The organism is Candidatus Mycalebacterium sp. (assembly GCF_977828045.1).
This window is the reverse complement of sequence record NZ_CDWCUL010000009.1, coordinates 42,300-52,951: the sequence shown is the minus strand read 5'-3', so window position 1 is coordinate 52,951 and position 10,652 is coordinate 42,300. Positions and strand designations below refer to the sequence as shown.

Genomic DNA, 10,652 nt, shown 5'->3' with positions numbered 1-10,652 from the left:
CGCCACTCACACGCCAAAGGGGCTTGCGCTGACCGGAGAAATGGGAGACGGCTGGCTGCCGATTGATTTGAACCCGTCTCTTTATGAAAAATATCTGGGCGACATCCATTCCGCCGCCGACAAAGCCGGGAGGGACAGGGACGAAATTGATCCCGCGCTGTGGGTTTTCACCTCTCTTGGAGAGAACGAGGACGAGGCATACAAAACTTTGGAGCCGTTCAAATATGTGCTGATTATGCAGGAACAGCTGGAAGCGGCGGGCTACGATGTGAAAATTCCCGATGAATACAAGGGGCTTAACTATTTCAACATAGTGCCGCAGGACACCGAAGGCAGAGCGCGTTTCCGCGAAATCGGGCAGTTTTTCCCGCGCGAAGCGATTATGGACTTCACAATCACGGGTTCAAAAGACGACTGCATTAAAAGGATTGAAGCATTTATAGACAAAGGCGTAAGAAACTTCGTGCTATTCTACCGTTTCAGCCCCGACCCCGAAAAAGCGCTTGAAACCTACGCGAAAGAGATAATTCCGTATTTTAAGTGAGAATGTGGAGTAGTTAAAACGGAGATGTAGGGGGTGTGAGGGAAAGAAAAAAAGTAAAGGGAACATGGGAAATTGAAACTTGTTTGGCGGAGTGCTATACTGTGTGGAGTAAGCCATTCTGACTTATGCGGTCGGGCAGAATGTTTAAAGAAATAACGCTACCAGTAAAACCACTTTCAAGCACAGACAAAAACCTTGTTCAGCAGTTCAATCAGCACTTCAAACCCGATGAAGTGAGGATTATTCCCAACGGAAAGTCAATTGAAATCCAATTAAAGCAAGTTGACTTTTCCCGAATGGAAAAAATTGTTTCCAAATTGACCAAAGCAAGTGGTAATGGACCACTTACAGCCACACTTGACGCCGTAAGAAACATCAAGAGTTATGGTCTCAAGGGCAAAAAAAGGCTTTATGTCGGCTACAACAAAGAGAGAAAAGTAAAAAACCGCGCCGAAAAAGAAAAACAAAGAGGCAAACACTTCTACGCAAAGGGCAATACTTTTAAGAAAACCAACAACGAAGTGCCAAAGAAGTTTGTTGACAAAATCGTCTGCGGAGATAGCAAAAAGGTTTTGTCAAAACTCCCCGACAACTGCGTTGATATGGTTTTCACTTCACCGCCTTACAATTTCGGGCTGGCTTACAATCAAACAAACGATGATTACGATTGGAACGAATACTTTGACAAACTTTTCAAAGTGTTTGATCAGTGCATAAGGGTTTTGAAATACGGCGGGAGAATAATTGTTAATATTCAACCGCTCTTTTCCGATTACATCCCAAGCCATCACATAATAAGCAAGTATTTCATGGATAAAAAAATGATATGGAAAGGCGAAATCATGTGGGAAAAAAATAATTACAACTGCAAATACACAGCTTGGGGAAGTTGGAAAAGTCCTAGCAGTCCGTATTTAAAATATACTTGGGAGTTCATTGAGATATTTTGCAAGGGAGATATGAAAAAAGAAGGAGATTCAAAAAATATAGACATCAGCGCGGATGAGTTCAAAAAATGGGTTGTAGGAAAGTGGTCTGTCGCTCCCGAACGCAAAATGAAAAAATACGGACATCCGGCTATGTTCCCCGAAGAAATAGCAACACGAGCCATCAAATTGTTCAGTTTCCGGGGAGATTTGATACTTGACCCATTTAATGGTGTCGGAACAACAACAGCAGTTGCAAAAAAGACTAATCGTTCATATCTGGGTATAGATATATCCAAAACTTATTGTGAGGCAGCAGACAAAAGAGCAAATTCATTGTTGTTTGAAAAAACTGAACAAAAAGGAAAGTCAAATTCTAAATCAAAAGCAGATTAAATTTCTGGAAGAGTTGGGCAAATCTTTCATACATGGAAAAAATATTCTGTCCAAAAAAAACAAGAGTCATATTCAAAAGTTTTTCAATCCATACAAAGAATTCAACGCATCTCTTAACAAAAACTTACCCCGAAATTTAACCGTAGCAGTAAAAGCTCTGAACACTTACAAAGATTCCGCCAAAGTTCTGAACACTAAAAAAAGGGGAACTTATTTCTCATCCCAATCAAAACTTGAGTCGACTATTCTTGAGGAGTTTATTTGCCAAGTCCTTAAAAAGACATTTGGCAACGAAACACTACAATATGGCAACGTGAAGGCATATAGCAGTTTGTATTTTCACTACACAAATAAAGAGTCTTTTAAAAACGATCTTAAGGTAAAACTAAACGAAAAAGACCAAGATGTAGGAATTTACAAAAAAATTACCTTGACAATAGATGATGAACCCCATGATGTCTCCATTCCTATTGTGTGCATAGAGTGCAAGACATATTTAGATAAAACAATGCTTGAAGGAAGCGTTGCAACAGCAGAAAAAATTAAAAATGGAAATCCTAAATGTTTGTTTTTCATAGTCGCTGAAACATATGATGTCAAAAGCGATGTAGATATAGAAACATCTCAAATAGACAATATTTATGTATTAAGGAAACAAAAACGAGGAAACAATTCTCTTTCTGATATAAAAATAGATGTTGTAGAAAATCTGATAAAAGAAATCAAACAGAGAATGGAAAGCGACGAAATACCAGTAGAAGAGATGATTAGAAAAAAGGGCTATTTAAGAAACTAACCCCTCACCCCCCTTCCAACACAACCAAAACCGCGCCGCTTTCCACTGCATCGCCTTCTTTCACTTTAATTTCTTTTATTTTTCCGGCAACGGACGCTTTTAATTCGCTTTCCATTTTCATTGCTTCAACAACAATTACGCCTTCGTCCTGATCTACTGAATCGCCTTCGTTTTTGAGTATTTTCACAACCCTGCTCGGCATGGGCGAGGAAATTTGCAACCCGCCGTCCTCTCCGCTTGCGGACAGCTCCCTTTCCGTAACGGATTCAAACTCATAAAGCGTTCCCTCACAGAACACCTGAACCTTTTTGCCTTTTTTGACAACCCCGGCGGTAAACGAGCCGTGTTCATCAGAAACGATGGAAACAAGCGCGGGGTCAATCCTTGCAAAGTCAACGGTTGAAGAAAAATCGCCCGATTCCACAACCGCGCGCCCGTTTTCCTCTTCAACATTGACGCGAAACTTCTCATCGCCGAGTTTGAGAATGTATTTCATCAGCCCCAGCCCCCGTATCCGCTCCTCAAAACGCCCACTCTGCGGGCAAAATGCTTCCAGCGGGAATCCGATTTGGCTTTTCCGGCCTGCTCAGTCTCAACGGGACCAAAATGAAGCGCCAGCGCCGCGGCAATAGCCGCTTTGTTCCTGCCGCCATCTCCGGGCGACAGAAGTTCGGGATGCCTTTCTATAAATCCGGTGTCTATGTCGGCTTTCATAAACTCTTCGTTGCGCATAACGCGTATGAGAAAACCGATATTGGTTTTTGTGCCGAGAACCATGTATTCACCGAGCGCGGCTTCCATCTTTTTTATCGCCTGCTCGCGTGTTTCAGCCCAAACAGCGAGTTTGGAAAGCATCGGGTCGTAGAAAGAAGTAACCTCGCAACCGCTGAAAATCGCCGAATCGTCCCTGATGCCGGGCCCGTCCGGGGTTTTTACATAATCAATCGGCCCCGGCGCGGGAAGAAAATTCATCTCCGGGTCTTCGGCGTAAATCCTGCACTCAACCGCATGCCCGTTTATTTTGAGGTCGCTCTGCTTGAAGGGAAGTTTCTCACCGTCCGCGATGCGTATCATCCACTTTACGATGTCAAAACCCGTTACCATCTCCGTTACGGGATGCTCAACCTGTATGCGGGTGTTCATTTCAAGGAAATAAAAGTTCTGCTTGGGGTCCATTATGAACTCAACCGTGCCCGCGCCCTCGTAGGAAACCGCTCCCGCGATGTCAACCGCCACTTCGCCCATTTTTTTGCGCGTTGATTCGGAAATAAACCCGCTCGGCGCCTCCTCAATAACCTTCTGGTGCCTGCGCTGAATGGAGCACTCGCGTTCAAAAAGATGCAGAACATTGCCGTGCCCGTCCGCGATTATTTGAATCTCAATGTGGCGCGGTTTTTCAACAAAACGCTCTATGAAAACCGAGTCGTCCCCGAAAGCCGAAAGCGCTTCGCTTTTAGCCATTCTGAGCGAGCTTTCAAACTCCGCCGGATCTTTAACAAGCCGCATTCCCTTGCCGCCGCCGCCCGCAGACGCTTTTATCATGAGCGGGTAGCCGATTTCCTTCGCCACTTTCTCCGCTTCAGAATCTTCCACCGCGCCTTTGGAACCGGGAACAAGGGGAACTTTCGCTTTCATGGCGATGTTTCTCGCGGTTATTTTATCGCCCATCTGCCTGATGGTTTGAGCAGGCGGCCCTATGAAAACTATGCCGGCTTTTTCACACGCGGCGGCAAAGCTCTCTTTTTCTGAAAGAAATCCGAAGCCCGGATGAACCGCTTCGGCGCCCGTTTTTTTGCAGGCATCTATGATTTTTTCAATGTCCAGATAGCTTTCGGCCGGTTTTGAGCCGCCGATGTGAACGGCTTGGTCGGCAAGGGAAACATGCGCCGCGCCTCTGTCCGCGTCAGAGTAAACGGCAACCGTGCCGATGCCCATCTCGCGGCAAGCCCTGATTATCCTTACCGCGATTTCCCCTCTGTTTGCTATCAGTATTTTGCCGAACATTTGAGAAAACCGCCCGCTTAAAGAGGAATGTTCCCGTGCTTTCTCGGCAGATTTGCCTTCCTTTTTCCGTCAAGCATTTTGAATGCGGAAACAACGCTTTTTCTCGTGTCTTCGGGCAGGATTATGCGGTCAATAAATCCAAACTCCGCCGCACGGTAGGGGTTTGCGAAGTTGTTTTTGTATTCCTCGGTCAGTTTCGCCCTCTCCGCATCCGGATCCTTCGCTTCGGTGATTTGCGAGCGCGAAATGATGTTCACCGCGCCCTCCGAACCCATAACCGCGATTTCCGCGCCGGGATAAGACAGATTGACGTCTCCCCTGATGTGCTTGGAAGACATAACATCATACGCGCCGCCATACGCTTTTCTTGTTATGACCGTTACCCTCGGCACGGTTGCCTCGCAGTAGGCGTAAAGCAGTTTCGCGCCGTGCCTTATGATTCCGCCCCACTCCTGGGTTGTTCCCGGAAGGAAGCCCGGAACGTCAACAAGAGTCAGAAGCGGAATGTTGAAACAGTCGCAAAACCTTACAAACCGCGCCGCTTTGACCGAAGCGTCTATATCAAGGCAGCCCGCGAGAACCATCGGCTGATTGCCCACAACACCAACAACCCTGCCCTCCACGCGCGCGAAGCCGACAACCATGTTCCGCCCGAAATGCTCCTGAACCTCAAAAAAGTGCGTGTCATCAACAACGCGCCTTATAATCTCCTTCATATCGTAGGGCTTGTTCGGATTTTCGGGAATCATGTCCGCGATTTCACCGGTGGCTCTGTCGGCGGGGTCATCGCACGGCTGTTCGGGCGGGTCTTCCATGTTGTTTGACGGCAGAAAAGAGAGCAACTCCTTGATTACTTCAATGGATTCCTCGTCATTTGCGGAGGCAAAGTGCGCGACTCCGCTTTTGGAGTTGTGAACCATCGCGCCGCCAAGGTCTTCGGAATTAACTTCCTCATGCGTTACGGCTTTTATGACATCGGGACCCGTGATGAACATATAACTCGTGTCTTTCGACATAAGAATAAAGTCCGTCATCGCGGGCGAATACACCGCGCCGCCGGCGCAGGGACCCATAATGGCGGATATTTGCGGAATAACGCCCGAAGCGAGCGCGTTTCTCTGGAAAATCTCGCCGTATCCCGCAAGTGATTCAACGCCTTCCTGTATGCGCGCGCCGCCCGAATCGTTCAGTCCGACCACGGGCGCGCCGGTTTCAACCGCCATATCCATAATTTTGCAAATTTTTCTGCCCTGAACCATTCCGAGCGAGCCGCCGAAAACGGTGAAATCCTGCGCGAAAACGAAAATCTTTTTGCCGTTCACGGTTCCGTAGCCCGTAATAACGCCGTCTCCGAGGAACTTTTTGTCCTCCATTCCGAAGTCTTTGCAGCGGTGGACGACAAACTTGTCCAACTCCACAAAACTGCCCTTGTCCAGCAGAAGCGCAACGCGTTCTCTGGCTGTCAGTTTTCCGCTCTCATGCTGGCGGTCAATCCGCGCCTGCCCGCCGCCAAGTTCGGATTCCTGCTTCTTTCTCTCCAGTTTTTCAAAGCTTTTTTTGGTGTTTTTTTCGCTCATTTATTCAGTTTCCGGCGGTGAAAATCGTAGGCGTTGACTATACCGAAATGGGCGGATTGTCGCAAGCAGAGCGGGAGTTTAGGGGTTGTTCGTCCGCAACAGTTGCGGGTTTTGGTTTTGAAACCAATCGTAAAAGCGTTCCGCATCCGAAAACAGCGGAGGGTTCGCGCTTCGCTGCAGGTAGCCGTCTTTTACGGCAAGCCCTCCCCACTCTTTCAGCAGGGTATTTGTTACTCTGTATGATTTGTTTCTAAATTCGCCGATGGGAATGATTTTTGAGAGCCGTCCGGATTTTTCAGTTTTGCCCCTTACGACAATGTCGGTCGGTTTGCGCGGAGAGTTGCGGGTGTGGGCGTTTTCGTCCCGTTCCGGCTGCGGAACATCGCCTGCGCGAACAATCTCTTTTACAGTCAGAATCCCTATGAGCGCGTAAACAAGACTGTCTTTTGCGGGGGCAACGGGATTAAAAGCGGCAAAGAAAACAACCAAATCGCCTTCTTCAAAAATCAGCAGTTTTTTGCCCCTTTTGTCTGTGTCGCCGTAGGTGAGGTTTTCAAAATCGGGGTCAAGATGCATACGCCCGCCGGTCAAATGTTCGGGAAGCGAAGCATCGCAACCGTTACGCTCCGAAAAACTTGCAAGCGCGGGAATTACGGTGTCGGCGTAGAGTTTTTCCATTCCGGAAACATTGGCGGGTTTTGTCTGCTTTATCGGCACATACACAAAATCGCCCGTTCGCGGATTGCACGGAGCGTTCCAGTTTCCCGAATCTGCGGTTTGGTCAATTCCGACACGGGTTAGGATTGCCCGCATTTACATTTTCCTTTGAAGGGAGACGGATCATCTATACGGGTTCTGCGGTAAATAACGGTAAATAAAATACTCTCATTACAACAATTTATGATGTCCATCTCCCCCAAAACTCCTCAACTTTTGCTTTTAACTTTTCCATTCCCGCTGAATTATCAATCACAAAATCCCAATCGGGGTTGCGTCCTTCCTGCGATTTCAGGCGCTTTTTCGCTTCCGCTTCATCAAAGCCGTCTCGTTTTGCCATTCTTTCAATCTTCTTTTCCCCGCTCGCGTCCACGAGAATGAGATGGTCTATGATTTCCCCCAGAACGCCGCCGCGCGACAGAAGCGCGGCTTCTATCACAACCGCTTTCGCGCCCTCTGCGGACGCCTTTTCCACGCGAGCGGCAATCTCGTTTTTGATTTCGGGATGTGTTATGGCTTCAAGCGCCTTTCGCTTTTTCGCGTCTGAAAAAACTGTGAACCCGAGTTTTTCGCGGTCTATCTTTCCGTCCGCGCCGACAATATCGGAACCGAATTCGCGGGTTATGCGCTCAAACGCCGGTTTGCCGGGCTCGGTGATAAAACGCGAGACCTCATCGGCGTCTATGACGCGCGCGCCGAGTTCGGAGAAAATCCGCGCGACCGTTGATTTACCCGAACACACATTTCCGCAAAGCCCTATAACTACCGCCAATTTAATCTCCCACGCTCGCAACCTCTATCGCTTTGTCAATGCGCGAAAGCGTTTTATCCCTTCCGAGCGCGGAAACGGTTTCGTAAATCCCCGGGCTTTCAGTCTTCCCCGTAAGCGCGACCCGAAGCGGCTGGGCGATCTGTTTCATTTTCAATCCGGTTTGTTCCGTAATCGCGGAAAAAATCCCTTTCAATCCGTCCGTGTCAAACGGCGTGTCGGGTTTTGACAGCGCATCAGCAACCGCCGCAAGCGCGGGCAGGGTTTCAAGGTTTATAAACTTTTGCTTTGCTTCGGAGTCAAACTCCACGCCGTCCGTGAACAGAAAAACGCTTTTCTCCGCCATCTCGTTTATCGTTTCCGCCCGCTCTTTGAGTAAATCCGCCGCCTTTTTCGCGTCTTCGGAGGAAACCTTCAAACCCATATTTGAAAGTGTCTCGCGCAAAGGCGCTACCGCATCGCCCTTGCCCTCGCGTATGTGAACGCCGTTAACCCAGAGCATTTTCTCCTCGTCAAAATTGGACGGCGAAATTCCAAGTCCGCGTATGTCAAACTTTTCAATCAGTTCAGAGATTGTGAAAATTTCCTCATCCCCGTGCGACCAGCCGAGCCGCGCAATGTAGTTTGCGAGACCGGAGGGAAGAAAGCCGCGCTCGCGGAAATCAGTAACCGAAACCGCGCCGTGCCGTTTGCTCAGTTTTGAGCCGTCCGGCGCGAGAATGACCGGAAGATGCACAAAAGCGGGAACGGCAAGCCCGAGCGCTTTGAGCAGTAATATCTGTTTGGGCGCGTTCACAAGATGCTCATCGCCCCTTATGACGTGCGTGATTTCGCAAAGCGCGTCATCTATCGCGCAAGCGAAATTGTAGGTCGGCATGCCGTCCGGACGCATAATGACAAAATCCTCTATGTCGTCTGTGGAAAAGCCCATATTGCCGCGAAGCAGGTCGGTAAAAATAATTTCACCCGAAGAATCCGCAAGCGGATTGTCTTCCCTGTTTTGAATGCGCGGAACGGCAAACCGTACGGCGAACGGCGCGCCGTCTTTCTTTCCGCGCTCCGCCCACTCCCTTTTGTAGCGAAAATGCCCGCCGGACTCTTCGGCGGATTTGCGTTCAACTTCCAGATCTTCGGGCGTCATATAACACTTAAACGCCGCGCCGGACGCGAGAAGCTCTTCGGCATATTCTTTGTAGATATTCAGACGGGCGGACTGGCGCAACGGCTCGCCGTCCCATTCAATTCCGAGCCACCGGAGCGAATCAACTATTTCCGGGAGAAACTTTTCGTCCGAGCGTCCGGCGTCCGTGTCTTCAACGCGCAGAATAAACTCGCCGCCTTCGTGACGGGCGAAAAGCCAGTTAAAAAGCGCGGTTCGCGCTCCGCCGATGTGCAGAGAGCCGGTCGGGCTCGGGGCAAATCTGGTTTTTACGCTCATCAGGAGCCGTCAAGACCGCCTTGCCGGGCAAGTTCCTCTAATTCATTGAAACCGCCGATGAATTCACCGTTTTTGAGAATAAGCGGAACCGTTCTCCAGTTGTATTGTTCGGAAATCTTTACTCTCTGCCCGGGGTCCTGCGTGAGGTCTATCTCCTCGTATTCAATGCTTTTGGAGTCAAGCAGGGACTTTGAGGCGATGCAGTAAGGGCAGGTTTTTGTTGTGTAAATCTTAAATGCGGCCGGCATCGCTTGCACCTCTGAAATGAATTCAAATCAATATACTTGGCTTTCCGTGAGCGTGAAAGTATGTTGTTTGGCAATTCTTTGGGAAAACAAGGACTGAAATTGGCTTCGACAAAGTTTAAAAAACTCTCGCCGCCCGTGCGGATACTGCTGGGGCCCGGTCCGAGCAATGTGGGCAAAGCGGTTTATGACGCGCTTTCAACGCCGATTATAGGGCATCTTGACCCGGATTTTCTCGCGATGATGGACGAAATCGGCGAGATGTTGCGCGCGGTTTTTCAGACCCGCAACCGGCTCACAATTCCGATGTCGGGCACGGGAAGTTCGGGAATGGAAACGGCGTTTGTGAACGTGATTGACCCCGGAGACACCGTTGTTATCGGTGTGAACGGGGTTTTCGGCGAAAGAATGTGCGATGTGGCGGCGCGTTGCGGAGCAAAAACCGCTCGCGTGGAGGCGCCGTGGGGAGACATCATTGAGCCGGACAGATTCATCTCCGCACTCAAAAAACATCCCGAAGCAAAAATCGCGGCAATAGTTCACGCCGAAACCTCAACCGGCGTGCGCCAGCCGCTTGAAGAAATTGGAAACCATCTGCGCGGCGCCGACACGATTTTTCTCGTGGACGCGGTAACCTCGCTCGCCGGATGCGATTTGAAGATTGACGACTGGAACGTGGACATCTGCTACAGCGGAACGCAGAAATGTTTAAGCGTTCCGCCGGGTTTATCGCCCGTAACCTTCAGCGAGAAAGCTGAAAACGCGCTTTTTTCCAAAAAAAACAAGGTTCAGAGTTGGTATCTTGACCTCTCAATGATTTGCAAATACTGGGGAAGCGAGAGGGTTTATCACCATACCGCACCGGTCTCAATGCTTTTCGCACTGAGGGAGGGTTTGAGGATTGTGCTTGAAGAAGGGCTCCAAAACCGGTTTGAACGGCACGAAAAATTCGGGCGGGCGCTTTCGGAAAAGCTGTCCGCGCTTGGGTTTGAGCCTTTCGCGCGCGAGGGTTTCCGGCTTCCGATGCTCGCTTCGGTAATCCTGCCCGAATGGGTGGACGACGCGGAAACAAGGCGGACTTTGCTTGACGACTACAAAATTGAAGTGGGTCCCGGGCTTGGGGAAACAAAGGGCAAAATCTGGCGAATAGGGCTTATGGGCGAAAGTTGCTCGGCGGAAAATGTGGAGGCGCTCTCAAGCGCGCTTGAGAGTTTGCGCGGCGGTTGATTAAACGGCGCGC

11 protein-coding genes are annotated in these 10,652 nt (G+C 49.3%); 4 read left to right on the top strand and 7 right to left on the bottom strand.

Going from position 1 to position 10,652, the window contains the following annotated elements; genetic code table 11:
• The 3 genes from ACY430_RS02050 to ACY430_RS02040 all read left to right on the top strand — a co-directional run.
• Nucleotides 1-544 (top strand): LLM class flavin-dependent oxidoreductase (locus ACY430_RS02050; protein ID WP_462137244.1); only part of this gene is annotated, 544 nt, incomplete at its 5' end.
• Nucleotides 545-684: 140 nt separating this feature from the next.
• Nucleotides 685-1,866 (top strand): DNA-methyltransferase, encoded by a 1,182-nt coding sequence (locus tag ACY430_RS02045; RefSeq protein WP_462137243.1) that lies wholly within the window; start codon nucleotides 685-687, stop codon nucleotides 1,864-1,866.
• Nucleotides 1,814-2,662 (top strand): Bpu10I family restriction endonuclease, encoded by an 849-nt coding sequence (locus ACY430_RS02040; RefSeq protein ID WP_462137242.1) that lies wholly within the window; start codon nucleotides 1,814-1,816, stop codon nucleotides 2,660-2,662. The genes ACY430_RS02045 and ACY430_RS02040 overlap by 53 nt, the downstream gene beginning before the upstream one ends.
• A 4-nt stretch (nucleotides 2,663-2,666) precedes the next feature.
• On the opposite strand, the gene ACY430_RS02035 is transcribed toward ACY430_RS02040, so the two are convergent.
• From ACY430_RS02035 to ACY430_RS02005, 7 genes are all read right to left on the bottom strand, one after another.
• Nucleotides 2,667-3,158, bottom strand: a complete 492-nt coding sequence (locus tag ACY430_RS02035) for an acyl-CoA carboxylase biotin carboxyl carrier protein subunit (protein WP_462137241.1) — start codon at nucleotides 3,156-3,158, stop codon at nucleotides 2,667-2,669.
• Nucleotides 3,158-4,666, bottom strand: coding sequence for an acetyl-CoA carboxylase biotin carboxylase subunit (accC, locus tag ACY430_RS02030; RefSeq protein WP_462137240.1), 1,509 nt, complete (start codon nucleotides 4,664-4,666; stop codon nucleotides 3,158-3,160). The genes ACY430_RS02035 and accC overlap by 1 nt, the downstream gene beginning before the upstream one ends.
• Before the next feature lie 17 nt (nucleotides 4,667-4,683).
• Complete coding sequence (locus tag ACY430_RS02025; protein ID WP_462137239.1) at nucleotides 4,684-6,243, bottom strand: acyl-CoA carboxylase subunit beta; 1,560 nt, start codon at nucleotides 6,241-6,243, stop codon at nucleotides 4,684-4,686.
• Nucleotides 6,244-6,321: 78 nt separating this feature from the next.
• Nucleotides 6,322-7,056: an Nmad3 family putative nucleotide modification protein gene (locus tag ACY430_RS02020; protein ID WP_462137238.1), complete on the bottom strand. Its 735-nt coding sequence runs from the start codon at nucleotides 7,054-7,056 to the stop codon at nucleotides 6,322-6,324.
• An 85-nt stretch (nucleotides 7,057-7,141) separates the two neighbouring features.
• Nucleotides 7,142-7,732, bottom strand: a complete 591-nt coding sequence (coaE, locus tag ACY430_RS02015) for a dephospho-CoA kinase (RefSeq protein ID WP_462137237.1) — start codon at nucleotides 7,730-7,732, stop codon at nucleotides 7,142-7,144.
• A gap of 1 nt (nucleotide 7,733) precedes the next feature.
• Entirely contained in the window at nucleotides 7,734-9,167 is a 1,434-nt protein-coding gene (gltX, locus tag ACY430_RS02010) for a glutamate--tRNA ligase (RefSeq protein WP_462137236.1), read from the bottom strand.
• On the bottom strand, nucleotides 9,167-9,415 hold the full coding sequence (locus ACY430_RS02005) for a glutaredoxin domain-containing protein (RefSeq protein WP_462137235.1): 249 nt from the start codon (nucleotides 9,413-9,415) through the stop codon (nucleotides 9,167-9,169). Before ACY430_RS02005 ends, gltX begins: the two co-directional genes overlap by 1 nt.
• Nucleotides 9,416-9,514: 99 nt before the next feature.
• Here ACY430_RS02005 and ACY430_RS02000 point away from each other — a divergent pair, with 99 nt between their 5' ends.
• On the top strand, nucleotides 9,515-10,639 hold the full coding sequence (locus tag ACY430_RS02000; RefSeq protein WP_462137234.1) for a pyridoxal-phosphate-dependent aminotransferase family protein: 1,125 nt from the start codon (nucleotides 9,515-9,517) through the stop codon (nucleotides 10,637-10,639).
• Nucleotides 10,640-10,652: the final 13 nt, after the last annotated feature.

Bases quoted from the DNA above. Each gene is read 5' to 3' on its own strand.
- ACY430_RS02025 (WP_462137239.1), bottom strand. From the start codon at position 6,243: ATGAGCGAAAAAAACACCAAAAAAAGCTTTGAAAAACTGGAGAGAAAG.
- gltX (WP_462137236.1), bottom strand. From the start codon at position 9,167: ATGAGCGTAAAAACCAGATTTGCCCCGAGCCCGACCGGCTCTCTGCAC.
- ACY430_RS02045 (WP_462137243.1), top strand. From the start codon at position 685: ATGTTTAAAGAAATAACGCTACCAGTAAAACCACTTTCAAGCACAGAC.
- ACY430_RS02005 (WP_462137235.1), bottom strand. From the start codon at position 9,415: ATGCCGGCCGCATTTAAGATTTACACAACAAAAACCTGCCCTTACTGC.
- accC (WP_462137240.1), bottom strand. From the start codon at position 4,666: ATGTTCGGCAAAATACTGATAGCAAACAGAGGGGAAATCGCGGTAAGG.
- ACY430_RS02020 (WP_462137238.1), bottom strand. From the start codon at position 7,056: ATGCGGGCAATCCTAACCCGTGTCGGAATTGACCAAACCGCAGATTCG.
- ACY430_RS02035 (WP_462137241.1), bottom strand. From the start codon at position 3,158: ATGAAATACATTCTCAAACTCGGCGATGAGAAGTTTCGCGTCAATGTT.